28 protein-coding genes are annotated in these 25,501 nt (G+C 42.9%); 12 read left to right on the top strand and 16 right to left on the bottom strand.

The window, feature by feature from the left end; translation table 11 throughout:
• Positions 1–20: 20 nt before the first annotated feature.
• From coaBC to H562_RS0101755, 4 genes are all read right to left on the bottom strand, one after another.
• A complete protein-coding gene (gene coaBC, locus H562_RS0101775) occupies positions 21–1,226 on the bottom strand; it encodes a bifunctional phosphopantothenoylcysteine decarboxylase/phosphopantothenate--cysteine ligase CoaBC (RefSeq protein WP_027375940.1) in 1,206 nt (401 codons plus the stop codon).
• Positions 1,227–1,368: 142 nt separating this feature from the next.
• Positions 1,369–1,692 (bottom strand): DNA-directed RNA polymerase subunit omega, encoded by a 324-nt coding sequence (locus H562_RS0101765; protein ID WP_027375939.1) that lies wholly within the window; start codon positions 1,690–1,692, stop codon positions 1,369–1,371.
• A gap of 42 nt (positions 1,693–1,734) precedes the next feature.
• The gene (locus H562_RS0101760; protein ID WP_027375938.1) at positions 1,735–2,709 is read right to left on the bottom strand and encodes an outer membrane protein assembly factor BamD; all 975 of its coding nucleotides are present in this window, start codon (positions 2,707–2,709) and stop codon (positions 1,735–1,737) included.
• Positions 2,710–2,859: 150 nt separating this feature from the next.
• A complete protein-coding gene (locus H562_RS0101755; RefSeq protein WP_027375937.1) occupies positions 2,860–3,486 on the bottom strand; it encodes a TetR/AcrR family transcriptional regulator in 627 nt (208 codons plus the stop codon).
• A 92-nt stretch (positions 3,487–3,578) separates the two neighbouring features.
• Between H562_RS0101755 and H562_RS0101750 the strand changes: the two genes are divergently transcribed.
• Genes H562_RS0101750 through H562_RS0101735 form a run of 4 tightly spaced genes read left to right on the top strand, consistent with a single transcriptional unit; the run spans position 3,579 to position 6,076 of the window.
• Entirely contained in the window at positions 3,579–4,208 is a 630-nt protein-coding gene (locus tag H562_RS0101750; protein WP_027375936.1) for a TatD family hydrolase, read from the top strand.
• Positions 4,208–4,939: a tRNA threonylcarbamoyladenosine dehydratase gene (locus tag H562_RS0101745; RefSeq protein ID WP_027375935.1), complete on the top strand. Its 732-nt coding sequence runs from the start codon at positions 4,208–4,210 to the stop codon at positions 4,937–4,939. The genes H562_RS0101750 and H562_RS0101745 overlap by 1 nt, the downstream gene beginning before the upstream one ends.
• Positions 4,940–4,987: 48 nt before the next feature.
• Positions 4,988–5,365, top strand: a complete 378-nt coding sequence (gene rnpA / locus H562_RS0101740; protein WP_027375934.1) for a ribonuclease P protein component — start codon at positions 4,988–4,990, stop codon at positions 5,363–5,365.
• Between the two features lie 60 nt (positions 5,366–5,425).
• The gene (locus H562_RS0101735) at positions 5,426–6,076 is read left to right on the top strand and encodes a DUF4126 domain-containing protein (protein WP_027375933.1); all 651 of its coding nucleotides are present in this window, start codon (positions 5,426–5,428) and stop codon (positions 6,074–6,076) included.
• An 8-nt stretch (positions 6,077–6,084) separates the two neighbouring features.
• Here the strand turns inward: H562_RS0101735 and H562_RS0101730 are convergent, their stop codons facing one another.
• From H562_RS0101730 to H562_RS0101675, 12 genes are all read right to left on the bottom strand, one after another.
• Positions 6,085–7,980 carry a hypothetical protein gene (locus H562_RS0101730; protein ID WP_027375932.1) on the bottom strand — a complete coding sequence of 632 codons (1,896 nt, stop codon included), beginning with the start codon at positions 7,978–7,980 and terminating at the stop codon, positions 6,085–6,087.
• Position 7,981: 1 nt separating this feature from the next.
• Positions 7,982–8,545 carry an LPS assembly lipoprotein LptE gene (lptE, locus tag H562_RS0101725; RefSeq protein WP_084466309.1) on the bottom strand — a complete coding sequence of 188 codons (564 nt, stop codon included), beginning with the start codon at positions 8,543–8,545 and terminating at the stop codon, positions 7,982–7,984.
• The gene (locus tag H562_RS0101720) at positions 8,545–9,825 is read right to left on the bottom strand and encodes a sigma-54 interaction domain-containing protein (protein WP_027375930.1); all 1,281 of its coding nucleotides are present in this window, start codon (positions 9,823–9,825) and stop codon (positions 8,545–8,547) included. Before H562_RS0101720 ends, lptE begins: the two co-directional genes overlap by 1 nt.
• Before the next feature lie 204 nt (positions 9,826–10,029).
• Entirely contained in the window at positions 10,030–11,505 is a 1,476-nt protein-coding gene (gene miaB / locus H562_RS14475; protein ID WP_051190360.1) for a tRNA (N6-isopentenyl adenosine(37)-C2)-methylthiotransferase MiaB, read from the bottom strand.
• A gap of 212 nt (positions 11,506–11,717) precedes the next feature.
• Positions 11,718–12,467, bottom strand: coding sequence for an energy transducer TonB (locus tag H562_RS0101710; RefSeq protein WP_219729255.1), 750 nt, complete (start codon positions 12,465–12,467; stop codon positions 11,718–11,720).
• Complete coding sequence (locus tag H562_RS14470) at positions 12,460–12,690, bottom strand: hypothetical protein (RefSeq protein WP_051190359.1); 231 nt, start codon at positions 12,688–12,690, stop codon at positions 12,460–12,462. Before H562_RS14470 ends, H562_RS0101710 begins: the two co-directional genes overlap by 8 nt.
• Positions 12,691–12,723: 33 nt before the next feature.
• The gene (locus H562_RS15600; RefSeq protein ID WP_156831944.1) at positions 12,724–12,861 is read right to left on the bottom strand and encodes a hypothetical protein; all 138 of its coding nucleotides are present in this window, start codon (positions 12,859–12,861) and stop codon (positions 12,724–12,726) included.
• 16 nt (positions 12,862–12,877) lie between these two features.
• Entirely contained in the window at positions 12,878–13,591 is a 714-nt protein-coding gene (locus tag H562_RS0101695) for an energy transducer TonB (RefSeq protein ID WP_027375928.1), read from the bottom strand.
• Positions 13,592–13,691: 100 nt separating this feature from the next.
• A complete protein-coding gene (locus tag H562_RS0101690) occupies positions 13,692–14,186 on the bottom strand; it encodes a hypothetical protein (RefSeq protein ID WP_027375927.1) in 495 nt (164 codons plus the stop codon).
• A gap of 64 nt (positions 14,187–14,250) precedes the next feature.
• Entirely contained in the window at positions 14,251–15,450 is a 1,200-nt protein-coding gene (gene lysA / locus H562_RS0101685) for a diaminopimelate decarboxylase (RefSeq protein ID WP_027375926.1), read from the bottom strand.
• 123 nt (positions 15,451–15,573) lie between these two features.
• Positions 15,574–16,794, bottom strand: a complete 1,221-nt coding sequence (locus H562_RS0101680) for a 3'-5' exonuclease (protein ID WP_027375925.1) — start codon at positions 16,792–16,794, stop codon at positions 15,574–15,576.
• A gap of 31 nt (positions 16,795–16,825) precedes the next feature.
• Complete coding sequence (locus tag H562_RS0101675; RefSeq protein ID WP_027375924.1) at positions 16,826–18,349, bottom strand: helicase HerA-like domain-containing protein; 1,524 nt, start codon at positions 18,347–18,349, stop codon at positions 16,826–16,828.
• Positions 18,350–18,478: 129 nt separating this feature from the next.
• Between H562_RS0101675 and H562_RS14465 the strand changes: the two genes are divergently transcribed.
• From H562_RS14465 to H562_RS0101635, 8 genes are all read left to right on the top strand, one after another.
• Positions 18,479–18,859 carry a hypothetical protein gene (locus H562_RS14465; protein WP_027375923.1) on the top strand — a complete coding sequence of 127 codons (381 nt, stop codon included), beginning with the start codon at positions 18,479–18,481 and terminating at the stop codon, positions 18,857–18,859.
• A gap of 149 nt (positions 18,860–19,008) precedes the next feature.
• Positions 19,009–19,863 carry a hypothetical protein gene (locus H562_RS0101665; RefSeq protein ID WP_027375922.1) on the top strand — a complete coding sequence of 285 codons (855 nt, stop codon included), beginning with the start codon at positions 19,009–19,011 and terminating at the stop codon, positions 19,861–19,863.
• A gap of 93 nt (positions 19,864–19,956) precedes the next feature.
• The gene (locus H562_RS0101660) at positions 19,957–21,936 is read left to right on the top strand and encodes a TonB-dependent receptor (RefSeq protein ID WP_027375921.1); all 1,980 of its coding nucleotides are present in this window, start codon (positions 19,957–19,959) and stop codon (positions 21,934–21,936) included.
• Positions 21,937–22,155: 219 nt separating this feature from the next.
• The gene (locus tag H562_RS0101655) at positions 22,156–22,956 is read left to right on the top strand and encodes a sulfite exporter TauE/SafE family protein (RefSeq protein ID WP_027375920.1); all 801 of its coding nucleotides are present in this window, start codon (positions 22,156–22,158) and stop codon (positions 22,954–22,956) included.
• 2 nt (positions 22,957–22,958) lie between these two features.
• Positions 22,959–23,324: a hypothetical protein gene (locus H562_RS15295; protein ID WP_051190358.1), complete on the top strand. Its 366-nt coding sequence runs from the start codon at positions 22,959–22,961 to the stop codon at positions 23,322–23,324.
• Positions 23,325–23,393: 69 nt separating this feature from the next.
• Positions 23,394–24,797 carry an MBL fold metallo-hydrolase gene (locus H562_RS0101645; RefSeq protein ID WP_027375919.1) on the top strand — a complete coding sequence of 468 codons (1,404 nt, stop codon included), beginning with the start codon at positions 23,394–23,396 and terminating at the stop codon, positions 24,795–24,797.
• A gap of 3 nt (positions 24,798–24,800) precedes the next feature.
• The gene (locus H562_RS14455; RefSeq protein WP_051190357.1) at positions 24,801–25,175 is read left to right on the top strand and encodes a rhodanese-like domain-containing protein; all 375 of its coding nucleotides are present in this window, start codon (positions 24,801–24,803) and stop codon (positions 25,173–25,175) included.
• A complete protein-coding gene (locus tag H562_RS0101635; RefSeq protein WP_027375918.1) occupies positions 25,175–25,489 on the top strand; it encodes a cupin domain-containing protein in 315 nt (104 codons plus the stop codon). The genes H562_RS14455 and H562_RS0101635 overlap by 1 nt, the downstream gene beginning before the upstream one ends.
• Positions 25,490–25,501: the final 12 nt, after the last annotated feature.

Here is a 25,501-nt window from a genome sequence, read left to right as displayed (position 1 = left end):
AGAACGGAAATTTAGCGATATTATTTCGAAATCTGTTCCTCCACAAAATTTAAAATGTCTTTTGCGACTTCCCTTTTGGATTTTAATAAGAAGGATTTCTCCTCATTTTTTGTGAAAATTCTGATCTTATTGGTGTCTTGCTGAAAACCTGCACCCTCGTCGCGCAGCGAATTCAAAACGATCATATCCAGGTTTTTATTCTTTAGTTTTCCTTTTGCATTTTCTGCTTCATTCTGTGTTTCCAGCGCAAAACCGACGAGGAACTGATGCGTTTTTTTCTCACCCATGGTTTTAAGGATGTCGGGATTTTTCACGAGCTCGACTGTCAGCGAATCATCATTCTTTTTAATTTTCTCCGTTGCAATTTCTTTTGGAGCATAATCTGCTACAGCGGCACTTGCAATGGCAATATCCACTCTATCATAATTCCTGAAAACTTCAGCATACATTTCCTTTGCCGACATTACGCGGTGAATTTCTATATTTTGATGATGTGCAGTCTGTGCACTTGGACCTGAAATCAGGATCACTTTGGCCCCGCGTTTCGCAGCTTCTTCTGCGAGGGAAAATCCCATTTTGCCGGAAGAATGATTGCCGATAAATCGTACCGGATCCAGCGCTTCATAAGTCGGTCCCGCTGTAATAAGTACGGTTTTTCCTGAAAGGCTTTTATCTTTTTCGGCCTCACCGAAATAATCGTGAAGTTTTTCCAGAATTGCTTCAGGCTCTGCCATTCTTCCCTCGCCTACAAGGCCGCTCGCAAGTTCGCCAATTTCTGCCGGAATAATAAAGTGACCGAAATCTTCAGCCATTTCCAGATTTTGTTTTGTAGAAGGATGCCGGTACATATCCAGATCCATAGCCGGAGCGATGAAGACAGGTGATTTGGCCGACATATATGTTGCAATCACGAGGTTGTCGCAGATGCCATGAACCATCTTCGCCAAAGTGTTCGCTGTGCAGGGCGCCACCAGAATCGCATCTGCCCAAAGCGCAAATTCCACATGGTTGTTCCAGGTGCCATCTGCGCCATAGAAATCGGAATAAACCGCTCTTTTGGAGAGTGTGGAAAGTGTGAGTTTCGATACAAAATTCTCTGCCGCAGGCGTCATTAAAACCTGAACTTCGGCTCCGCTTTTCACCAGCATGCGAACGAGCAAAGTGATCTTGTAAGCGGCAATACCACCGGAAATACAGATCAGAACATGTTTACCTTCAAGAGCCATTAAATAAGATTTTAAAGTTGAACGAATTTAGCGATTTTTTCGGAAAGCTGATTTACGGTAGTTATACACCTGGCCTTTCGCGGAAACAAAAAACCGCAAAAGAAAATCTTCTGCGGCTTATGGATGTATGCAAAACTTTTGCCTAGTTTTTTTCGTCGGTATTACGGAAGTAGATTTCCCCGTCTAACCATTCCTGAATTGCAATAGAGGTTGGTTTGGGAAGTTTCTCGTAATGTTTGGAAATTTCAATCTGCTCTCTGTTTTCAAAAACCTCTTCCAAAGTTGAATTGTGCACTGCAAATTCATCCAGTTTATTATGAAGCTCCGAGCGGATTTCTGCATTGATCTGCTCTGCTCTTTTCCCCATAATTACGATGGCTTCGTAGATTGAACCCACTTTTTCCTCGATTTTATCTTTGTCGTAAGTTATTGTACTTAGTTCAGCTCTTGAATCTTTTACGCTCATTTTCAGTGAATTATTATATTGATAAGTTTGCAAATATACTGCTTATTTTTTTATCTGGAAAGTTGCTGCCGGCTTGGGTGTTGAAAGTTGCGCACTGTCTCTGCGGATCTGGTTACTTTTCTTTTCAGCTTCTGCCTGGTCTTTTTCCGCGTTTATTTTTGCTTCTTCCACTTTCTGCTTCTCCATAAGTTCTTTCCGCTTTTCGTTAACCTTCGCTTCTACTAGCAGAAAATCTTCTTTTTCCTTGGTAAGTTTATTGCGCAGTTCACCGGCGGTTTTGGCATTGTCGGTTCCCGGCATCTCGCGCTCTACCTGTTTTGTAAAGGCAAGTGCATTTTCTATACGGTCTTTTTTAAGATCATAAATTGAATTCACCGCAAGTTCATACCGCGAACGCAGAATATAATCATAGATTTTTGGGCGCAGTTTGGTGCTGGGAAAATCATCGAGCACATTTTCGAACGCTACATTGGCAGCTTTGTAATCGGCGATCTGATAATATTGTTTCGCATTTTCGTAGGCCTTGAACTCCAGTTTATAAGTCAGTTCATCAATAAGTTCATTGATATTTTTTGACTTTTCAGAATTTGGGTAGTTATTCAGGAAATTCTGCAGTTCATTAATTGCAAGTTCGGTACTTGTTTGATCGAGGTTATAATCCATAGAACCTTCGTAAAAACACAGCGCCGACATATAAGCGGCATCTTCAGCACGCTTGTCCTGCGGGAAAGTGACCGAGAAATTCTTGAACTGATGGCCGGCTAATTTGTAATTTTTATCGTAGTAATTGGCATAAGCAGAATTATAAACCACATTTGGCGCATCATCGGTTCCGGCTACAAGGTTCGAAAGTCTTTCGTACAGACTCAGGGCGTCGGCCCATTTTTTCTTTTCAAATTTTTCGTTCGCAACTTTAAGTATGTAATCCTTGTCTGCACTTTTCAGGGCTAAATCAAGTTGTCTGTTGCAGGCAGACAGGGCGAAAAATGCCAGCAACACTATCAAATATTTTTTCATAAATCTTTTATTGCAGAAAATGGAAATAGGGGTTTCTGCGGTTCAGTCTGCAAAAATATAATATTTTTATCAATAGATTTTTTTTTATGATAGTTTAACTATTAAAATAAAGCTTTTAAGGCAAAAAGCAGGGCAAAGTGCTGCAAAAGACTAAGACGGCTGATAGCCGATGACCGAAAATACAGTGACGAGGAGATTTGCCATTACTTTTTTCTCGGCTTCCTCCAGATATATTTCGTCATCTCCGCCTACAAACAGTTCATAAAAATTTTTATTTCTGATGACAAATAAAGACGAACCCACGATTACCGTAAGAATATCCTCAGGTTTGGGACTGTTTTTGAACGTGCCGGCAGCAATGCCTTTCTTTATTACGTCATCGATCTTCTGGGTAAAAGTGGTATAAAATTCCAGCAGATCATCTTTCAGATGCTCAGTATGGCGCAGTTCCTGGGTGACAAACCCGTGAAAATAATGGTATTTGAAAAGTTGTGTCACCACATATTTTACCAGTTCTTTCATTTGCATTTCGGGTTTACCGTCTTTAATGACTTCTGCAAACTCAGCAAAACTTTCCCGCGTTTTCTGTACCCGGTAGCGATAGAGGTACGACATCATTTTTTCCTTGGAGCCGAAATAGTAGGAAATCATGGCCACATTGATATTGGCGGTGGTGGAAATATCCCGTACAGAAGTGCCTTCGAAGCCTTTTTTAGCGATGAGCTTTTCGGCAACATCTAAAATATGAATCTGCTTTTCGGAAAATTTCTTTTTCATGCGAACTGTATTTGTAGTAAAGTTAAGAAATTTTTAACATCATTTAAAACATTTGTTTAAATAAACACCCGCAATTTTAATTAGTTTTGAAAATGGTTTTTTTCGATTTTCATCACCACACTTTCCCGCATAAGTCTGGAATTTACAATTTGAGTTTTCCCGAAACTCCGGCCGGTCAACAGTTTTCTGCGGGAATTCATCCAAATGAGATTTCAGATGATCTGGATGAAAAGTTTTTGTGGCTAAAAAAAATGAGCGCCCTGCAAAACTGTGTCGCGATTGGTGAATGTGGTCTGGACGGAAGAATTGACACTGCTGACGAGTTTCAGGAAGAAGTTTTCACAAGGCAGATTTCGCTGGCGAGTGATTTAAAAAAACCTTTGATCCTACATTGCGTAAAAAGATTTTCGCGCCTTATTCCACTGTGCCGAACAGCCAGTGTTCCGGTGATCCTGCATGGCTTTAATAAAAAAGAAACTATTGGTCGCGATCTTCTGGAAGCAGGATTTTATTTAAGTTTCGGAAAATCTCTTTTATATGATGTAAATTTGCAGCGTTTTTTAAGCGAAAGTCCGCCGGCCCAAATTTTTCTGGAAACCGATTCGGTGGACATCAGCATAGAAAGTATTTACCACAAAGCTGCGTCACTGAAAAACCTTTCGGTTCGCGACCTTACCGAACAAATTAGACAAAACTTGCAAACGATAAAAATCCCCATTTAATGCAGAAAAACTGGCTGGAAAGAACCGAACTCCTCATCAAAGAAATTGGCACCGAAAAACTGAAGCGAGCCAATTTACTCGTCGTAGGTCTGGGTGGTGTAGGTTCCTTTGCCGCAGAATTTCTGGCGCGTGCCGGGGTAGGAAAAATGACTTTGGTTGATGGCGATATTGTAGACATTACCAATATCAACCGCCAGCTTCCGGCGCTGCACTCCACCATCGGAAAATTAAAGGTGGATGTGGTGGCAGAAAGACTGCGCGATATAAATCCCGGACTGCAGTTAACAACGCTCAGCGAATTCCTGAATCCTGAGCGAATGGAAGAGGTAATCGGTGCTGAAAAGTTCGATTATATTTTAGACTGTATCGACAGTGTGACGCCGAAAATCAGCTTGATCAAAGCCGCAAAACGCAAAAAAATAAAAATTGTAAGCTGCATGGGAGCAGGTGGGAAAATGGATCCTGCCAAAGTCTTGGTGCGCGACATCAGTAAGACGCACAATTGCTACCTTGCAAAACAGGTTCGGAAACGCCTGAAAAAAGACCATATCAACAAAGGAATCCGCTGTGTTTTTTCCAACGAGATCCAGAGCGAAGAAAGTCTGGCCCTAACCGACGGTTCCAACTATAAACGTTCTTTTTACGGAACGATCAGTTTTATTCCGGCTGTTTTCGGACTTTACGCGGCCGCCGAAGTCATTAATTATCTGCTGAAAGATTCTGCAGAATGATTTTTTTCTCACCGCAGGCAGACTTTAAAAAAAAATAAAACTATCATCGTGAACCAAAAATATCCGACCCGCGAAAAACTCAAACAGAAAAAAGAGATCGATTTCCTTTTTTCAAAAGGAAAGTGGCAAACTGTTGGAAATCTGCGCATTATTTCGGTGGATATGACAAAAAAACCTTCGGATGAGATTCAGCTGGACAATCAAAAAGTCGGTGTTTCGGTTTCAAAAAGATATTTTAAAAAAGCGGTGGACCGCAACAGAATCAAAAGACTTTTGCGGGAAACTTACCGCCTCAACAAAGATTTATTTACGGCAAAATTCGGCACAAACTCCTTGTCAATGCTGTTTTGGGTGTCACCGGAAAAGCCAGCCTCCTACAAGGCAGTTGAAGATTACTTCAAAAGTCTCTGCGACGTGCGCAAATAAATCATTTTCAGGTTTATGCACTTATTGTAAATTTGGTTAAGCAACCTATAATTTACGAAAATGTCTGAAACAACTTCTTTTTTGCCTTACGCTCTCAGCGCTTTTATCGGCGTTGGCCTCGCCGCCGCCACCGGCTTCCGCATTTTTTTACCCATGTTCGCAGTAAGTCTTGCTTCGTATATGGGCTGGATTCCAATGAATGAAAGTTTCCACTGGCTCTCGGGTTTGCCTACACTGATCGCCACTGGCATTGCGATGACCGCCGAAATAGCAGCGTATTATATTCCTTTTGTAGACCATCTTCTGGATACGCTTGCTGTTCCGCTCGCTACGGTAGCCGGCTCGGTAATGTTTGCCAGTCAGTTTGCCGACATCGGGACTTTTCCGCAGTGGGCTTTGGCGCTGATCGCAGGAGGAGGTACCGCTGCCGCGATAAGTTCGGGATTTGCGGGGACACGCGCCGCATCTACTGCGACAACAGGCGGTTTGGGAAATTCTGTAGTTGCAACCACTGAAACGGCCGGCGCAGGCATCATGTCATTTTTGGCCCTGGCCGCACCAATTATCGCCTTTGTGGTGGCGGTAATTCTAATTATTGTGGTATTGATTTTAGGTCGAAAACTTTGGCGGAAAGTCAAAACTTTTAAATCTGACCGCCCGGCAAAAATTATCGATGTGGAAGCCGTTGAACGGAAACATCTTGAAAAATAAATGTCCCTCTAAAAATTTCTGCGCATTTCCTTTACGGCCTGAATTTTCTCTTCAAAATAGGCTTTACGCTCCGGATATTTTTCGGTAAGCGTTTCATAACCTCTGATTGCCATGGTGTAAAGTTTCTGATCTACATACAGTTGCGCCAGTGTTTCTGTCATTAAATGAGAAATATTAGAACCCTTTTCTTTAGGTACAAAATCAGATTCTTCTTTCAATTTTGAGATACGCGGCTCCTTTTCAATGAACTTTTCGATGACATTTTCTTTCGTAATTGCGGGTTCCGCAGCAATCTCTTCAGGTTCAGCGGTGGTTTCCCTGCGACCGATCTTGAGCCAGGTTTGCCAGGTATTGATGAATACGGGAACATTGCTTTTATTTTCCTCTTCTTCGGCGTTTTTCGATATACTTTTCGATTCCTGCGCAGAGATTTCCGGAGAAACTGTTTCCGGAGAAACTGTGGATTCACTGCTATTCTGCTTGGTTGCGACACCTGAAGATGCGGGAAATTGAGCCGGCTGATCCACAGCTGACTTTTCGCTAATGCGGTCTTGCTTCTGCAATAATGCGTCCGGCGTGTGAGAATCGAACTGCATAGGTTTCCAGGTCGGGGAGCCAATATTTGCAGTTTCTTCGGCGGCAGATTTTTTTGGAGTATCAGGTTCCGCGGTTTTGCTGTTTTCCGTTAAAGGAGCGGCATTCTGTTGGCTTTCGTCAGCAGTTTTTTCTTCTTTAATGACGTTGAAACTTTGGGTTTCTCCAAAATTCACTCCGAAATTATGAACTGGTTCCTCTTCCTTTGCTTTCTCTTTTTTCGAAGCTTTTACCTTGGCTTCCACTTCGGCAATCAATGCCTGCATCTCAAGTTCCTGCTTGCTCGGTTCAGCTTTTGGAACGGTGTATGTTTCTGTTTTGGCATGCGCCGGTGTAATCTGAACATCGGGCAGAAAGTCGTCTAAACCGTGAAAGCTGATTTTCGCGGATTCGATGGTTGAAGCTTCTTCAGAAATCGCTTCTTCGTTAATGATCTTTTCTTTTGAAAAACTTTCGGCGTCTGCCGTTTCGGTAAATTCCGGTTCTGTATCACTTTTCAGCCCGCGTTCTTCGACGTCCTGTCCAGCGTTTTCATTTGCAGTCGCAGGCGGAACTTTTACTTCCGGCAAAAATTCCTTCACTTCATGAAAGCTTTTTTCTTCGGATTCAATTACCGGCTCTACTTTGTCGATTTCATCCTGATGGATGATTTTTTCTGCAGAAAAAGTTTCGGCATCCGCGGTTTCAGGAAATTTGTCCTCTGCCGGAAAATCGCCGGGCTTTTCGATATTCACCTGTCCGGCAAATATTTCTGGAGATGTAGTTTGCTTAATGTGATTCCCTTCTGTTCTTTCGGTTTCTGTCTGTGGTGCCTCGGTTCTGTTCAGTATATTCTGAGTCACAATTTTTCCGGCTTCCAGCGTGGCTTCCATATCGATGGCATCACTTTGCCTGTCCATGAAGTCCTCTTCGCCTTTAAATAAAATACGGTTGAGCTCGCCATTAATATAAACCGGTTCCGGCGGCGTAACCGGGTTCAGGGCCACATCATTGTACACCTCTTTAACCTGTGTGTTTTCCTCGTTTCCAGCGGATTCATCAGGAATCTCAGTGCGCGGTTCTTCATGGGTTTCCAGTGCATTTTTTTTATTGATGAACTGGTACAGGATTTTTTTATCGGTCGTATAAGCGGCCGTGGTAGAAAGTTCCTGCACATAATTTTCGGAGTCGAAACGGTGAACACCCAGAAGATAAAGCGCCCGAAGACTCTGCATGTAAGGATGCAGCTGCAGTTCGGAACCAAGGATCTGCAAATCCTGTTTCTGTAGAAGTTCGGGGTCTCTTATTAAATCTAAAATTCGTGCATTCATTTTACCAGTTGGCTACAATATCGTTAAAAATTTTATTGATGATTCTTTCATTCACAAGTTTTACCTGCGAGGCTTCGATCACGTTGATATCAAGATCACTGCTGAAAACTGCTTCATCGGAATACGTCCGGTCAAAACTTTTGTCGGGCTCCACCTTGTTTTCGTAATGGACCTTCACCACAATGGTCAACTTATTCTGCGCTGCCTGAATGGTGCCGCCCGGCGCATTTACAGCGCTGGAAATCGTGGTTGGAGAAATCATGTAATCGGTGATCTCACCTTCGATCAAAATGTCAGGATTTTCAGTGGAACCTTTTAAAGTGGTCCGCTGCAGAAACCTGTTCTGGATATCTGTGGAAAACTGCTGCGACAGGTTGGGATTCATCAGGGCAGCGTTATTCGGGAACTCTTTGATCTGAATAGTTTTGGTTTCAGGACTTAGCGATGAACCCGTGAAACTATAACAGGAAACCAGGCTCAAACAAAATAAGTTCAGCAGGAGAATCAGCACAAAACGAAGATTTTTATACTGAAACTGGCTACAAATATGATTGGATCTCTGCATTATTCCTCCAGATTATATTGTTTGATTTTGCGGTAAAGCGTCCGCTGAGAAATTCCCAGCTCATCTGCCGCGCGGTTCCGGCGCCCCTTGTGTTTTTCGAGCGCACGCACGATCAATTCACGCTCGTTGTTCTGCAGAGAAAGTGATTCGGGCTTTGCTTCTTCAATCTCAATATCTTCCACTTCCTCGTAAGGCGAATTTTGACTGTTGATGAGATTCGGGTTTTGCGCGGTTGTATGATTGCCGTTTTCAAAGTACATCAGCGAACCTGGATTGGGATTTTGAGGTTCAGGCGTAAAAACCCTGTTGATCAGACTTTTCTCCTGACTGCTGAGATCACCGTTGCCGCGGTTCTTGATGAGTTCTGAAGTCAAGGATTTCAAATCATTCAGGTCATTGCGCATATCAAAAAGGATTTTGTACATAATATCCCGCTCAGAATGAAATTCATTTGACGAAACACCCTGCCCTTTCTGGATGACAGCCGGCAACTGCGACTGCATGGGAATATATTCGCTCAGTTTCCTGGCGTTGATATTTCTGTTTTGCTCAACTACGGTCATTTGCTCCACAAGATTGCGAAGCTGACGGACATTGCCGGGAAAAGGATAATTTTCAAGATAATTGATCGCATCGTCATTTAAGATCAGTTCAGGCATTCTGTATTTTTCGGCAAAATCGATGGCAAACTTTCGGAACAGCAAATGAATATCGCCCTTTCTTTCCCTTAGCGCAGGCATGTCTATCTGCACCGTATTAAGCCTGTAATAGAGGTCTTCGCGGAATCTTCCGTCGTTAATGGCGTTCAGCATATTCACATTGGTAGCCGCTACAATACGGACATTTGTTTTCTGAATCTGCGATGAACCGACCTTCATAAACTCACCGCTCTCCAAAACGCGAAGCAGGCGGACCTGTGTCTGAAGCGGCAATTCACCCACTTCATCTAAAAATATAGTTCCACCGTCAGCGACTTCAAAATAGCCTTTGCGGGTGGAGGTTGCACCGGTAAATGCGCCTTTTTCATGCCCAAAAAGTTCCGAATCAATCGTACCTTCGGGAATGGCGCCACAGTTCACCACAATATAGGGCTGATGTTTCCGACGGGATTCCGCGTGGATTATTTTCGGTATAAATTCTTTCCCCACACCGCTTTCGCCCATCACAAGAACAGAAATATCTGTGGGCGAAACCTGCACGGCTTTCTCCAGCGCGCGGTTCAGCGCGGGATAATTGCCGATGATCCCGTAACGTGTTTTTATAGATTGTAAATCTGCCATTTTCGAATTCTTATTTATTTAAAGATGAGGGAAATCCAGTCTTCAATTTCTTTTGTCGATACTAATTTCAATAGCAAGTTTATTAAATTTAGCTCTTTCAAAAAAACAGGTAACCGGCAATAAAAAATGAAATCATTAAGAAAAACTTAAATTCCACAAAAAAATAAAACCAGCTGATAAGCTAAAAGTGTCCTGATTTAATTCTTAACCATTGACCGCGGCCTGGTTCAGAATTCCCTGTTTTTCCTGCACGGTTTCGGCTAACAGGGTTCCCTGCGTATTTCCATATACATAAACCGTCACCAAATCACCGAGTTTCTGACCTTCGATCTTGTCGAAAACACAAACTGCATTCTGCGAATTTCTGCCTTTCCACTGGTTTTCATCTTTTCTTGAAGTTCCTTCAATTAAAACTTCATGTGCACGGCCGACGTAGCCCTGCATTCTCTTGCGGGAGAGTTCGCCCTGCAGCGCAATAACTTCTGCGAGTCTTCTTTGCTTTACCTCAGCTGGCACATCGTCTTCCATCTTGCGGTGCGCGGGTGTTCCGGGCCTTTCGGAATAAGCAAACATATAACCGTAATCGTATTCCACCTCTTTCATCAGCGATAATGTAAGTTGGTGATCTTCTTCGGTTTCGCCGCAAAAGCCGATGATCATATCCTGAGAAAAGGAAATTTCGGGAACGATTTCTTTTGCGCTTTTTATTAAATGGAGATATTCGGCACGTGTGTGTTGGCGGTTCATTTTCTCCAGCATTCGGTCCGAACCACTTTGTACCGGCAGGTGAACATATTTGCAGATATTGTGGTGCTTCGCCATCACCCGGAAAACATCGGTCGTCATATCATGCGGGTTGGAAGTTGAAAAGCGAATTCTCATTTGTGGAACCACTTCTGCAACCATATCTAAAAGCTGCGCAAAATTTACCGCCGTAAGTTGCTGCATTTCAGTGGCATTTTTAAAATCTTTTTTCGGACCGCCACCATACCACAAATAGGAATCTACGTTTTGGCCGAGTAAGGTGATTTCCTTGTAACCGCTGTTCCACAGGTTTTTACATTCCTCTAAAATCGAATGCGGATCGCGGCTTCGCTCGCGGCCGCGTGTGAAAGGAACCACACAAAAAGTGCACATATTGTCGCAACCACGCGTGATGGTTACAAATGCCGTAACACCGTTTCCGCCCAAACGCACGGGATTAATGTCGGCATAGGTTTCATCTTTGGAAAGTATGACGTTGATCGCATCTCTTCCGCCATCAGTTTCTTTCAGAAGGTTGGGTAAATCCCTATACGCATCGGGACCAACAACGAGATCGACTAACTGCTCCTCTTCCAGAAACTTGGTTTTCAGGCGCTCGGCCATACAGCCCAGAACGCCCACGGTAAGATTGGGTTTTTGTTTCTTTAAATTTTTGAACTGCGAAAGCCGCATGCGCACAGTCTGTTCTGCTTTTTCACGGATCGAGCAAGTATTCAGCAGGATCAGATCCGCTTCCTCCACTTTCACCGTTGTGTTATAACCCTGCTCGTTCAGAATCGAAGCCACGATTTCTGAATCGGAAAAGTTCATCTGGCAACCATAACTTTCTAAAAAAAGTTTTTTAGAATTGGTGGGCTTTTCAGCAATCGAAAACGCTTCACCCTGCTTTGTTTCGTCTATATATTTATCCTGCACTGTTGTGGTATTTAAGAGTTTAAGGAATATTTTTCCACCGCTTCAGAAGTTTGACCGGCGGATGGAACTTCATTAAACCTGAAAGTTTAGGCTGCAAATATACAAAATTTATATGCCAGAATGGCAGAATAAGCTCAGGTTAAAAGTATTGAGAAAGTTAAAATTATGGTAGGTAATCCGAAATCCAATCGCTACAAATTTTAACTGGCACGTTAGTCGGTAACGGCGTTCAGTGTTATCCGGTGTGTAAAATCAACAGATTTTCCGTTGATCGTGGCGGGAGTCCACCTTTTTGCTGTACTTTTAATGCCGTTTGCAATGCGTTTATCAAACTCGTCGGAACCCGAGGATTTAATGAAGATGACATCCCTGATCTGGGAGTTCTTCGTGATCACAAAATCGACGATCACATCGAACCGGTCGTCCCAGCTGAAACCACGCAAATCGGTTCTGTTTGCAATCGCCTGTCGAAATTCCTGGATGCCGTTGTTTTTAAATTTACCATATCCGGGGAATTTTACATCGGGAGTATAACCTTCGCGGTAATTCCCGAAAAGATCGGCAGGATATATAAGGAACATGGCAACTGCCGGCTGTTTAAAACCGTCCACCGTGGCGGCATTCCAATTTTGCTGATGCCGCGCTACTTCGCGCGCGAGGTCATGCGCACATTGATTTTGCGACACGTTTTTCACATTATGATCTTTTATAAAATTGATGGAACCATCGGGATTGATCAAAACCGAAAACTGGTAAAACTCGTCGGGATCAGAACATGGCTTTAGATTCTGTTCATTAATGATGCGGTGAAAGTCGCTGTAATAACCTTCATATCCGCCAAGGTAAGGCACTTGGTAGCGCGGAAAACTGTTCAGTATCTGACCGTTAACGGCCATGGAAATCATCATTAATAAAAAACCCAAAGGTCTTTTAAACGCACAAAAAGATTTTATATCAGTCATGATCATATACCTCTGTATTAAAATTGATTTTGTAAATAACAAACGACTGTGCAGGCTTGCCCTGTTTGTAAGCAGGTTCCCAATTTTTATGGGGTTTCTTCAGAACATAATTCAGATCGTCCATCAGGAGTTTGTAGTTTTTTACTTTTGGTTCTACGTCGATGATCTTTGCCTTGCCGGTTTCATCAACGAAAAGCGAAAAAGTTAAATCACCATAAACCACGTAATTCTGGTCAACTGCAAAACTCAGGGCACGCTAAAACTCCCTGTGAAGTTTAGTTTCGCCCGGTTTATAATATGCGGTCTTATCAGTTTCGTCAACCGGCGAATCCACAGACTGAGAATAGTGAACGACGGCAGTAAGAAAAAATATAAAAAGTAAAATTCTCTTCATCAAATAATGTTTAGAGTTAATCTGCAGACAGACTGAAGGGTAAAACAAACCGCCATTTTACAGCAATGCCATGAATTTTCTGCGGTGTCCATTTTGTTTTTACTGCGCGGACTGAAGATAGAATCATGTCGTCATACGCCTGAAGGCCAGAACTTTTTTCGAGTTCGATATTTTGCATTTCCCCATCTTCATTAAGGACAAAACGCACGCGGCTCACCACAGGTGCCGAACCCTTTACAAAAAAACCTGAGGGATCTGCCCTTTTCATCACTTCACGCCGGAAATCCCGAATTCCCGTTTTAAACTTTGCGGGTTCTATAAATTTATCAGCCGAATACCCTTCCTTAAAATTAGAAAAAAAAGCGTGCGGAAAAATAATATACGAAGTTTTGGCCGTCACCGCCTTACCCGCAATATGAGCAGGAATCCAACCTGTCATTTCGGGGAGAACCTGATCAGCAAGTAAAGCTGCGCATCTGTTTTTATCGCCCGATGTATTATCAGAGAAAAAGTGGCTGGCAGAGCCATTTTCATTGATGACCACATTTGCTACCACAAGTTCCTGGGCATTTTCACAAGGCTGTAATTTTTTATTAAGGAGCACTTTCTGAAAATCTTTGTAAAACCCTTCTTCACCACCCAGATAACTGTACTGATCACGCGGAAAAAAGGCTGGCTTCTGGGCGCTTAATAAACTTGAGCAAATCAGGAACAGATAGAAATACCGCATACTTTTTTTTCTTTAAAACTAAAAAACTTTGCAGTCTCCCACAAAGTTTTCCTTGTATTATAATTATGTGCGTCCTTTAGGTATGGATAAACAGGAATGATTACATATCCGCACTTTCTGTCTCAAAATTCAATTGTACGCGGATTTTGGAATCCACCGGAATATTGTTGCATTTTGAGGGCGTCCAGGTTTTTTTCTGAATTTTTCCAAAAGCATATTTCAGATCGCGCAAAAACATGCCGCTGTTTTCAACTTTTGGGGTAATATCCAGTTTGGTGATCTTTCCTTCTTTACTAATGTTGATATTCATATAGAAAGGGCCGTTGACCACATACACCTCCTTATCAACATACGCCGAAATATACATGAAAAGTTCTTTTTTAAACTCCGCATCGCCGCCGGGGAACTGCGCTCTAACAAACTGCATATCATCAGTGCAACCGGGAACTTTGTAGTAATCGAAAGGTTTCTTAATGTCGACACGGAAGAAATTCTTGCTGGTCTCTGAGTAGAAAAAGCCTTCCTGCTGGTCCTCGATATCCTGAGCACGGAAGAAAACTGATCCGAAGATCACTAGGAAAAACAATCTTTTCATAAATAAATTAAAAAGTAAAATTACGAAAAAGCCACTGATAAAAACGAGTGCAAAAAAGTGACTTTTACAACACTTCGATCTGGTTTCTCAAAAGATCTTCAAATTCATCGCGGGTTCTGATCAAATGTGCTTTACCGTCCAGAAACAGAACTTCTGCAGGCTTCAGTCTGGAGTTAAAGTTGGAACTCATTTCAAAACCGTAGGCACCGGCATTTCGGAAGACCAGAATATCGCCTTCGCGCACCTCATGCAGTTTTCTGTCCCAAGCAAAAGTGTCGGTCTCGCAAATATTTCCCACCACGGTGTAGATCCGCTCGGCACCTTTTGGGTTCGAAAGATTTTCGATAATGTGATAAGAATCATAAAACATAGGGCGGATCAGGTGATTGAAACCCGAGTTGATACCCGCAAAAACTGTAGCTGTAGTCTGTTTGATGACATTGGTTTTCACCAGAAAATGGCCGCTTTTGCTTACCAGGAATTTGCCGGGTTCAAACCAGAGTTCGAACTTCTTTCCGGAACTTTTAGAAAAATCTGAAACGGCCTGCTCTACTTTTTTGCCCAAAACTTTTACGTCGGTTTCCAGATCGCTTTCCTGGTAAGGAACCTTGAAACCGCTGCCCATATCCAGGTATTTAAGGTTCGGGAAATGCTCCGCGAGTTCGAACATGATATCGAGTCCCTGCAGAAAAACATCGGGATCTTTGATCTCACTGCCGGTGTGCATGTGAAGGCCTTCCACATTGAGGTTCGTGGTTTTCATTACTCTTTCAATATGCCGAAGCTGATGGATAGAGATGCCAAATTTGGAATCGATATGACCGGTAGAAATCTTATAATTACCACCTGCAAAAATATGCGGATTGATGCGGACAAAAATAGGGTAAGAATCTCCGTACTTGTTCCCGAACTGCTCCAGAATAGAAATATTGTCGATGTTAATGTGAACTTTCAGCGACATGGCTTCCTCAATCTCAACCAAATCCACACAGTTTGGCGTAAAGAGAATCTTTTTGGGCTCAAAACCTGCTCTCAGGCCCAGCTTCACTTCATTGATGGAAACACAGTCCAGATTGCCGCCGAGCTGGTTTACATATTTTAAAATATTAATGTTCGAAAGCGCTTTACATGCATAGAAAAACCGTGTGCTCCTGTGGAACGAGGAAGTGAGTTTTTCATATTGTGTTTTAATGGAATCTGCATCATACACATAAGTCGGCGTGCCGTACTGCGCGGCGATTTTCAGTAAATCTTTATTGGTCATCGAAGGAATAATGTTAGTTAAGTTTGAACTTTTGTGTCAGCGAAAACCGATAAGACAGCTCACGCCTTTCACCCGAAAAAGTTCAGTTTAGAAAGTGCAAATTTATAATTTTTCAGTATATAATTACTGCGGAAGTGGCTGTATATCAAAATCACCACGCAACAACGATAACGCCAGATCATTTTGAAGGTATGAGGCGCAGCTTTTCAGATCGATTTTAATCTTGTTAAGTTTCTCCTGAGAGTTGATCTGGGTATGAAGTTCATAAAACCCGTAAGAAGTGAGCGTGCCGTTTTGCAGAATTAAAAAGGATTTTTCGCCTAAAGTCCGTCCGGTCGAAAGCCACAGTTCATTCCTGTTCTTAAGGCTGATCACAGTTGTTAATTTCTCAAGGGTATCGAGATGCGGCTGTGTCTTTATAAAACTGATCGCCTTCAGGCCCTGTGTAAATGAGCTGAATTTAATAAGCGGCTTATCCGACAGCAGGTTTACTTTTTCGACCCTGAATTTATCTTTGTGGAAATAAAGACCATACGGCAGATGATAGCGCTTGTCCAGGCCTTTGGTCTTCATCATGAGTTTGGCCAGAATGTCATTTCCGGTAAGTTCGTAACTGATGTGTTCAGTTTCCTGCTGGATCTGCTGCCAGCGTTTTGATTTTGAATTGAAAACACTTTTCGCAAACTTACTCAGGTCTTCCACAAAATCATGGTAAATGATTTTTCCCGCGGCGTTTTGAAAATATATGATTCCTCGCTCAAACGGCAGATCGCGGGTGACGTTCCGAACTTTGTTCAAATACGTCTTGGCATTGCTTTCCTGGTGGTGCTGCTGTATAATCTCAGAATCCTGGTCCTTGATCATCAGCAGTTTGAAGAGTTCCAGTGTGGCTTTGGCATCGCCACCTGCCCGGTGTTGGTCCACAAGCGGAATACCGAGCGATTTTACCAGTTTTCCGAGCGAGTAACTTTCAGCTTCAGGAAGAAGTTTTTTGGCTAATGGAATCGTATCCAGCGTATTGATGGTGAACTCATAACCCAGTCTCTTGAACTCCTGTCGCAGCATCCGGTAATCAAAATCGATATTATGGCCGACCAGAGTGGTGCCTTCCGTAATTTCTACAACGCGCTTTGCAATTTCGTGAAAACGCGGCGCGGTCCGCACCATTTTTGGTGAAATGTTAGTGAGTTTCTGCACAAACTGGGTGATTTCGCTGTCCGGATTTACCAGCGAGCTGAACTGGTCTACAATTTCGTGACCGTCATATTTATATATCGCAATTTCTATAATGCTCTCTTTTCTGAATCCGGCACCATTACTTTCTATATCTATTACTGCATACATCCGTCCTGCTTTTACTAACAATAATCTGCTCTTATCTTCGGCCTCCCAAACCAAACATTCCCAAAACAAACTTCGCTCCTTCCCTGGCCAGGGTGGTGGTAAAAGTTCTGCCGGCGCGGGATTTCATCACCGATTCGAAAACGCCGGGCTCCGGCTTTACGGCTCTTGACTTTTGGGTAGGCGGCGCGGCCTGCACTGCAGACTCCATTCTTTTGGTCAGCATTTCGAAGGCCGAATCCTTGTTCATGGGCTGTTCATATTTTGCAACCAGCGCTGACCTGGAAGTAAGGTCGGCAACCTCAGCCTCATTCAACACATCCATACGCGATTCCGGCGAGATCAAGTAAGTGTGAACAAGCGGCGTGGGAATGCCGCGCTCATCCAAAGCGGTGATGAAGGCTTCGCCAATGCCCAGGTTCTGAATAAGTTCACCTGCATTATAATATTCGGTCAGCGGATAATTTTCCACCGCTTTGGAAATTTCTTTCCGGTCTTTGGCTGTAAATCCTCGCAGCGCATGCTGAATTTTCAGGCCCAACTGCGACAATATATTTTCGGGAACATCGCCCGGAATCTGAGTGATAAAATAAATACCCACACCTTTCGACCGAATCAGTTTCACCATGGTTTCGATCTGACTGACAAGCGCTTTGGAAGCTTCATTGAAGATCAGATGCGCCTCATCAATAAACAGCACGAGTTTGGGTTTTCCGGAATCGCCTTCCTCAGGAAAAGTCATATAGATTTCAGCAAATAACGAAAGCATGAAAGTTGAAAACAGCTGCGGTTTACTCTGGATATTTCCTACGCGCAGGATATTCACTACGCCTTTACCGTCGCGCGTTTGCAGCAAATCGTGTACATCAAAACTCGGTTCGCCGAAAAACTGCGCCGCTCCCTGCTGTTCCAGCGCCACGATTGACCGCAGGATTGCTCCTAAAGACGCCGGCGCAATAGAGCCGTAATTGTCGGCGAGTTCTTTTTTCCCATCGGCATTGTCGGTGACATATTGCAGCACTTTTTTCAGATCATCAAGATCGATGAGCGGCAGGCCTTTGTCATCGCAGTATTTAAAAACAATCGAAATAATGCTTTGCTGCGTGTCGTTTAATTCCAAAATTTTTGAAAGAAGTATCGGCCCAAATTCGGTGACCGTGGCTCTCAGTTTTACACCTTTTTCACCGGAAATGGTCATGAGCTCCACCGGAAAAGATTGCGCAGAATATTCTAAAAGCGTTTTCGCGTATCGCTCCTTAATGATGGCATTCTCACTGCCCGGCTCCGCAATACCGGAAAAGTCACCTTTGATATCCAGCACCAGCGATGGAATGCCGGCATGCGAAAGTTGCTCGGCAAATACCTGCAATGTCTTGGTTTTTCCTGTACCTGTAGCACCGGCGATCAAACCGTGGCGGTTAATCGTTTTTAAAGGAATTGCAACATTCACCTCGGTTACAACTTCACCGCCGAGCATTCCTTTTCCAAGGGTAATAGCTTCGCCTTTTGCAGCGTAGCGACCTGTAAGTTCCTGTATGAATTTCGCCTGATCAGCCATTGTTTTAAAGTTTTAAGGCATTAAAGATAAAAAATAAATTCACGTAAAATTTAGTAGCGCATTGATTCTAAAAGTAATGATGAATATCATTTTCAATAAAGACGAAAATGTCTTAATTTTGCTTCAGCAATGAAACTCATTATATCACTACTTTTTTCGGCAGTCATCTTCGCCGCAAGTTTTCAAAACTCGCTGTTTATGATCGATTACCAGATTAACCGGGACTATTACGAGATTCACTGTATCAACAAGGCAAAATCCAGTCTGGAATGCCACGGTAAATGCCAGATGAAAAAAGAAAGTGAGCGCTCATCCAATGCCATGTCACTAGTTAAATATTCTTTTGAATTTAATATTTTGCCGGGCCAGCCTTTTGATTTTCCACTGAAATCAGCACCTGCATTTATTTTTAAAAGTATTCCCGCGGATTTGCAGGCTCCTTTTTTTAAGGAAGCTTTTGAAAAAGTTCTGCCGCATCCGCCGCAGTTTTCACTACGCTCTTTTGCCTGAATTATTTCTAAAATTCCGGCCTTGCCATTTTTATCATAAGCTGACTCCGGTTGAGGCGTGCTTTGCATTTGCCTGAATGTTTTTCTGACCTCTCAGTTTCAGTTTATCAAAAAAACTTCTTCGCAATATTTCCTTTAAAATTTAAAAAAATGAAAAATTTATTCAAATCCATATTTGTGTTATTCATAGTGTCTTTAACTGTCTTGTCGTGCAGCAGAACTTCAGATGAACCTGTAATGCCTGCAAATGAGCTTCAGGACCTCGTGAAAATAAAAGAAATCTCAAACGACACGCATATTATCGAGCTTTATTCCGCGACCGGAACAACCGTTCTGGGTTATAACGACCTGAAAATGAGAATAAAAAACAAAGCTACCAATCAGTATGAAAAGAACGCTTCGGTTTCCTGGATGCCACTGATGCACATGGCAATGATGGCGCACGCCGCACCAAGATCGGCTGTGACCAAAATAACACCCGACGGCACGCTCTATACCGGCTATATCGTTTTCCAGATGCCGCAAAACGCTTCCGAATACTGGGACCTTAAAATTGATTATACCATAAACGGAACCGCATACAGCGTGACCTCAACAGTAGATGTGCCGGCAAGCACGAAAACAAAAGTGACTTCCTTTTTGGGTACAGACAATGTAAAATACGTGATGGCTTTTATCGAACCCAAAACTCCCAAAGTAGCAATAAATGATCTTTCTGTTGGCGTCTGGAAAATGGAGGATATGATGAACTTTTCTGTTGTTGATGGCTACACGGTAAAAGTAGATCCAAGGATGACCGGCATGGGCAACCATACCTCGCCAAATAATGTCGACGCCAAACAGACCGCTGCGGGACAGTTTTATAAAGGTAAACTTTCGCTCACCATGACCGGCTACTGGAAAATAAACCTTCAGCTTCAAAAACCTGATGGCACAATCGTGAAAGGCGAAGAAGTAACAGCCGCAAACCCCGAAAGCAGCCTTTATTTTGATTTTGAATTTTAAGCTTTCATTTCTCCGCCACTTATTCCACTTTAATGTGGCGGAGCTTTGCTAAAAATAGCACCTCAACATTAGTATTTACCAGCGCTCATCATCATGCAAAAACTAACAGTCTTATTTTTCTTCGTCTTCTTTTTTTCTAAAGGTTTCGCGCAGGATTCACTGCAGTCACACCATATACAGGAAGTGATCGTCATCGGCACAACCAAGGTTTCTGCGAAAGAAGCCAAACCCTTAAGTTCCATTGATGAATATCTGCAGAAGTCTGCAAAAATAGATATGATCAAGCGCGGAGCCTATGCCTGGGAACCGCTGATCAACAATATGCCAACGGAGCGCACGCTGGTTACCATTGATGGCATGCGGATCTTCGGCGCGTGTACCGATAAGATGGATCCCGTCACTTCTTACATTGAGGTTTCCAACCTGTCCGAAGCTGTGATCAGTTCCGGTCAGCAGGGTTCTTCCCACGGCAGTACGATTGGTGGAGCAATCGACCTGAAAAGACCTCAACCTTTTTTCGGTCCCGAAAAATGGAACTTCAATATCAGTTCGGGTTTTGAATCGGTGAATCAACAGAAAATCTTTGGTGCCGGCACAACCTTCAAAAATGAAAGTTTCTACACGGATGTTAATTTTATGAGCCGCGATGCGGAAAACTATATGGCCAGAAACCATACCGAAATTCCGTTTTCCCAATTTAAAAAAATCAATCTCTCAGGCATTTCCGGTTTTAAATTTGGCGGTAATAAAATTCTGGAAGGTTCACTGATTTACGATAAAGCCACAGATGTCGGTTATCCCGCGCTGCCGATGGATGTTTCACTGGCTGAAGCGCTGATCACTTCACTGAAATTCCAGGTCCTGCCACAAAACAGCTCAATTCACAGCTGGGAAACAAAAGTTTATTATAATTCCGTCACCCACCGAATGGATGACACCAAAAGACCCGCAGTACCCATTCACATGGATATGCCGGGCTGGAGCACCACTGCCGGTTATTATTCTCAGTTAAAAATGGGTTTTGCTGACCATCATTTCCTTGCAAACCTCAGTGGATATTACAATAAATCTACCGCCGAAATGACGATGTATCCCACAGATATTTCCGAGCCGCTGATGTTCATGTACACCTGGCCAAAAGTCCAGACCTTTTATCAGGGCCTGTATCTGGAAGATCATTTTTTGCTGAATGAAAATTCTGAACTTAAATTCTCGGCTTCCGTAGGTTTTCACCGCAATAATGTGGAAAGTGATTTTGGTCTGAGCAGTCTGCAGATCTTCTATCCCGAAATGACCTCCGACAAAAATCGCATTTTAAAGAACTTTGCCGCCAATTTCCGGTTTGCCAAGAATATCTGGGAATTCGGTTTAGGCGCGGGTTATGGAGACCGCGCACCGTCGGTTTCTGAAGGATATGGTTTTTATCTTTTCAACAGTTTCGAGAAATATGATTACATCGGTAATCCAGATCTAAAAAATGAAAGCTCGCTGGAAGCCAACGCATTTATGGGCATTAAAAAAGAAAATGTTGCCTCTAAAATTTCACTCTCGTATTTTCACATATCAAACTATATTGTGGGCGAAATCCTGCCTGGTCTGGCACCCATGACCATTGGCGCCAGCGGCGTGAAAAAATACGGTGCGCTGGATTTCGCTGACATCCTCAATATCAGCTGGACTTCGGACGTAAAGCTCTTTCCGTTTCTCAAATGGAACACCCAACTGGTGTACAGCCGAGGTCGGGATTTCGAAAAAAATAATCTGCCGTTTATGAGTCCGTTCAGTTATAGCTCATCCTTACGTTACATTCAAAACAAATTCAGCGCAGAAATTTCTGCCAAGGGAAATGCCGGACACCGTGACTTTGCAGCGAATTATGGTGAAACAGAAACTCCTGCCTATACGCTTGCCAATGGAAGTATCGGTTACATTTTCAATTTCTCCGGTGCAAAAATACTTGCGAAAGCGGGCATAGAAAATATCTTTGATAAATATTACACGACATACTCTGACTGGAATAAAATACCGCGGCCAGGCCGCAACTTTTTTCTGAATCTCAATATTAATTTTTAAAACTCTTCAATACAGACCGAAACTGCCGTACAAACTTCCTAATCTAAATTTCACTAAATTTGTTAAAGGTTAAAAGTGGAAACAGGAAACCGCTGGCAGCTTATAAAAGTTCAATCCTTCAGTGATGACTGAGTGATTAAATTTTCACTTTTTTTAACTTTAAAATCAGAAACATATGACCTGAAAATTACAGGTTAATATCTCAAATTTATTCGGATGATGGAATTACTGGGCTACTTTTCTGCAGTTATAATTGGACTTGTGATGGGGCTGATCGGTGGCGGCGGCAGTATTTTAAGCGTCCCTATTTTTGTATATGTATTTGGCTTTGATGCCGTTACAGCCACCGCCTTGTCCCTTTTTGTGGTTGGTGTTACAAGTATTGTAGGAACTGCAGGATTCATCAAACAGAAACAGATCGATTTCCGTACTGCATTTACTTTTGGTTTGCCTTCAATTTTGGGTGTCCTGTTTTCGCGCCGGTTGGTTTTGCCGCATTTGCCACACTACATCATTAACCGCTGGGGAATTACGCTGACAAAAGATATGTTTCTTTTACTGCTTTTTTCTGTGTTAATGATCATCGCTTCATATAAAATGATCCGGAAAACCGAGCGCCCGCGCGCGCAGAAAGAACCCGGACACAACTACACAATTCTGATCTCACAGGGCCTTTTGGTCGGAATAGTTACAGGACTGATCGGTGCCGGCGGGGGTTTCCTCATAGTGCCTGCACTTGTGATGCTGCTTGGATTAAGCATGAAAAGAGCGGTCGCCACTTCCCTCTTTATCATAGCGATGAACACGTCGATCGGATTTTTGAGTACCATGAAAATGGTAAAACATGACTGGAATTTCCTGTTGGTTTTCAGCGCGCTATCCGTAGTAGGAATATTTTTGGGCCTTCGAATTTCCAAAAAAATGGATGGCCGAAAACTAAAGCCGCTTTTCGGTTATATCGTGCTGGCAATGGGAATTTTTATCATCATTAAGGAAGTTTTCTTAAAACAACAATATTAAATATGAAAAACGTATGTCTTGCACTGATCACAGTGTTTCTGCTGAACTCCTGCAAAAAAACCGATCCAGAAACTGCTACTGAAGTTTCCACTTCATCCACCGAAGTAAGCCAGACTCAGAAGCCGGTGCAAATGGTCAACAGCGCCGGTGAAGAAATTACAGTGACTTATTTCGCCGAAGGTCCGCAGGTCGCGGTAAAAATCCAGAAAGCAGGTCAGCCGGAAGAAAAACTTTCTGCAAAAACTACGAGTTCCAACGGGAATCCTGTGTTTACAAACGATAATTATATGTGGGAAATTACGCAGGAGGGAAAAGGTGGCAGACTTTCTGATAAAGATGGGAACGGCAGCGAATATAAAGAGCCGTAAATTACGTGACCTTCCATAAGGAACGCATTAGCTTCTGCAGGCCAGAAGAAATCATTAAAAAAAATTAAAATGAAAGTAGAACAGATTTATACCGGATGTCTCGCACAGGGCGCATACTACATCGTCTCTGAAAATGAGGCAGCGATCATTGATCCACTGAGGGAAACTAAACCCTATATTGACAGGCTGGAAAAAGATAATGTAAAACTCAAATATATTTTTGAGACGCATTTTCACGCAGATTTTGTGTCCGGACATTTGGATCTTTCCCAGAAAACCGGTGCACCAATTGTGTACGGACCAACTGCAGAACCGGATTTCGAAGCGGTTATCGCCGAAGATAATCAGATCTTCGAGATCGGTAAAGTAAAAATAAAAGTACTGCATACACCTGGACATACCTTGGAAAGTTCCACCTATCTCCTCATTGATGAAGACGGAAAGGAAACGGCTATATTTTCCGGCGACACCTTGTTTCTGGGTGATGTCGGCAGACCGGATCTCGCACAGCAGGCCGCGCACATGACGCAGCAGGAACTTGCAGGTTTGCTCTACGAAAGTCTGCAAAACAAAATTATGCCACTACCCGATGAAATTACAGTATATCCCGCACACGGCGCAGGTTCGGCTTGTGGAAAAAATATGCAGAAAGAAACGGTAGACACGCTCGGAAATCAGAAAAAAACAAACTATGCCCTTAATCAGCCCAATAAAGAATCATTTGTAAAAGAAGTTCTGGATGGTCTGGCGGCACCGCCGAAATATTTCGGAATGAATGTTGCGATGAATAAAGGCGGTTACACTAATTTCGACGAGGTTTTGGCAAAAGGAAATACCGCAGTTTCAATTGAGGACTTTGAAAATTTGGCGGAACAGTCGGGTGCACTCATTTTGGATACGAGAGGCGCTGACGAATTTTCGAAAGGTTATATTCCCAATTCCATCAATATTGGTCTGAAAGGTGATTTTGCTCCATGGGTCGGCACCATGATCGTAGATGTAGCACAACCGATCTTACTCGTCGCTGATGCAGGGACTGAGGAAGAAGTGATTACAAGACTGTCTCGCGTCGGTTTTGACCATGTGATCGGATTTCTGAAAGGTGGATTTGAAAGCTGGAAAACGGCCGGAAAAGAAACAGATAAAGTGAACAGAATCTCAGCGGAAGATTTTGCGGCCCAATATAAACCTCATTCAAAAGTAATCGACGTGCGGAAAGAATCTGAATATGCGGCGGAACATGTGAATGAAGCTTTTCAAAAACCTTTGGCCAACATCAATGAATGGATCGGAGATCTTGATGCCAACGAACATTTTTTCGTGCATTGTGCAGGCGGGTACAGAAGTATGATCGCGGCCAGCATCTTGAATTCCAGGGGTATCAGGAATTTTAGTGAGGTGGAAGGCGGTTTTAAGAAAATTAAAGAAACAGCAGTACCGACAAGTGACTTTATGTGCCAGACGAAAATTTAAAAAATGAAAACAGTTAAAAATTATTTGAAGTTTGCAGCCATCGCCGCGTTTGCGGTTTCGTGTACCAGCGCAGTTCCCATGGTTCAAAGTCCACGCGCCGATATGAAGGAAATCGTCGTAAGTCCGGAAACTACGTTGGTCGACGTGCGGATTCCTGAACAGTTTAACGAGAAAACCGCAGCCGGAGCCATCAACATTCCATTGGCTGCACTTAGTGAAAATATTGATTTTCTGAAAAAGCAGAAGCAGGTGGTCATCTTCTGCAATAGCGGAAAACAGGCAGGAGAAGCATTTGAAATCCTGAAGAAAAACGGCGTAGAAAATGTGTACAACGCTAAAACCCTTAAAAATGTAGAAGCCATTAAAAACGAAAAATAATGAATATACTTGAAAATATAACATTCAGTACCGAAAAGCCCAATGTGGTTTATATCCGAAAAAGCGATAAAGTAAAATACATCTGCATTTCTTTGGGGAAAGATGCGGTCCTTAAGAAACACCGCGCGCCAAATCCTGCTACGCTTTTGGTTTTAGAGGGCGAAATTAGATTTTTGATCGACGGTCGGGAACTTCATTTCAAGCGTTTGGATACCTATGAAATTCCTGTAAATGTAGAACACGAAGTCATCGGCGTTACAGATAAAAACCTGTTTACAGTCGTGCATGAACTTGTAGCTCCGAAAGAAAGCTAAGATATTTGCTGA

The organism is Kaistella palustris DSM 21579, from assembly GCF_000422265.1.
Classification (GTDB): Bacteria; Bacteroidota; Bacteroidia; order Flavobacteriales; family Weeksellaceae; genus Kaistella; species Kaistella palustris.
Note: the sequence above shows the minus strand (reverse complement) of the source record. Positions and strands in the feature narration are given on the sequence as shown.

Excerpts from the sequence above, each read along its gene's own strand:
- coaBC (WP_027375940.1), bottom strand. The coding sequence starts at position 1,226 with ATGGCTCTTGAAGGTAAACATGTTCTGATCTGTATTTCCGGTGGTATT.
- H562_RS0101765 (WP_027375939.1), bottom strand. The coding sequence starts at position 1,692 with ATGAGCGTAAAAGATTCAAGAGCTGAACTAAGTACAATAACTTACGAC.
- H562_RS0101760 (WP_027375938.1), bottom strand. The coding sequence starts at position 2,709 with ATGAAAAAATATTTGATAGTGTTGCTGGCATTTTTCGCCCTGTCTGCC.
- H562_RS0101755 (WP_027375937.1), bottom strand. The coding sequence starts at position 3,486 with ATGAAAAAGAAATTTTCCGAAAAGCAGATTCATATTTTAGATGTTGCC.
- H562_RS0101750 (WP_027375936.1), top strand. The coding sequence starts at position 3,579 with ATGGTTTTTTTCGATTTTCATCACCACACTTTCCCGCATAAGTCTGGA.
- H562_RS0101745 (WP_027375935.1), top strand. The coding sequence starts at position 4,208 with ATGCAGAAAAACTGGCTGGAAAGAACCGAACTCCTCATCAAAGAAATT.
- H562_RS0101735 (WP_027375933.1), top strand. The coding sequence starts at position 5,426 with ATGTCTGAAACAACTTCTTTTTTGCCTTACGCTCTCAGCGCTTTTATC.
- H562_RS0101730 (WP_027375932.1), bottom strand. The coding sequence starts at position 7,980 with ATGAATGCACGAATTTTAGATTTAATAAGAGACCCCGAACTTCTACAG.
- lptE (WP_084466309.1), bottom strand. The coding sequence starts at position 8,545 with ATGCAGAGATCCAATCATATTTGTAGCCAGTTTCAGTATAAAAATCTT.
- H562_RS0101720 (WP_027375930.1), bottom strand. The coding sequence starts at position 9,825 with ATGGCAGATTTACAATCTATAAAAACACGTTACGGGATCATCGGCAAT.
- H562_RS0101710 (WP_219729255.1), bottom strand. The coding sequence starts at position 12,467 with ATGACTGATATAAAATCTTTTTGTGCGTTTAAAAGACCTTTGGGTTTT.
- H562_RS15600 (WP_156831944.1), bottom strand. The coding sequence starts at position 12,861 with ATGAAGAGAATTTTACTTTTTATATTTTTTCTTACTGCCGTCGTTCAC.
- H562_RS0101695 (WP_027375928.1), bottom strand. The coding sequence starts at position 13,591 with ATGCGGTATTTCTATCTGTTCCTGATTTGCTCAAGTTTATTAAGCGCC.
- H562_RS0101690 (WP_027375927.1), bottom strand. The coding sequence starts at position 14,186 with ATGAAAAGATTGTTTTTCCTAGTGATCTTCGGATCAGTTTTCTTCCGT.
- lysA (WP_027375926.1), bottom strand. The coding sequence starts at position 15,450 with ATGACCAATAAAGATTTACTGAAAATCGCCGCGCAGTACGGCACGCCG.
- H562_RS0101680 (WP_027375925.1), bottom strand. The coding sequence starts at position 16,794 with ATGTATGCAGTAATAGATATAGAAAGTAATGGTGCCGGATTCAGAAAA.
- H562_RS0101675 (WP_027375924.1), bottom strand. The coding sequence starts at position 18,349 with ATGGCTGATCAGGCGAAATTCATACAGGAACTTACAGGTCGCTACGCT.
- H562_RS14465 (WP_027375923.1), top strand. The coding sequence starts at position 18,479 with ATGAAACTCATTATATCACTACTTTTTTCGGCAGTCATCTTCGCCGCA.
- H562_RS0101665 (WP_027375922.1), top strand. The coding sequence starts at position 19,009 with ATGAAAAATTTATTCAAATCCATATTTGTGTTATTCATAGTGTCTTTA.
- H562_RS0101660 (WP_027375921.1), top strand. The coding sequence starts at position 19,957 with ATGCAAAAACTAACAGTCTTATTTTTCTTCGTCTTCTTTTTTTCTAAA.
- H562_RS0101655 (WP_027375920.1), top strand. The coding sequence starts at position 22,156 with ATGGAATTACTGGGCTACTTTTCTGCAGTTATAATTGGACTTGTGATG.
- H562_RS15295 (WP_051190358.1), top strand. The coding sequence starts at position 22,959 with ATGAAAAACGTATGTCTTGCACTGATCACAGTGTTTCTGCTGAACTCC.
- H562_RS0101645 (WP_027375919.1), top strand. The coding sequence starts at position 23,394 with ATGAAAGTAGAACAGATTTATACCGGATGTCTCGCACAGGGCGCATAC.
- H562_RS14455 (WP_051190357.1), top strand. The coding sequence starts at position 24,801 with ATGAAAACAGTTAAAAATTATTTGAAGTTTGCAGCCATCGCCGCGTTT.
- H562_RS0101635 (WP_027375918.1), top strand. The coding sequence starts at position 25,175 with ATGAATATACTTGAAAATATAACATTCAGTACCGAAAAGCCCAATGTG.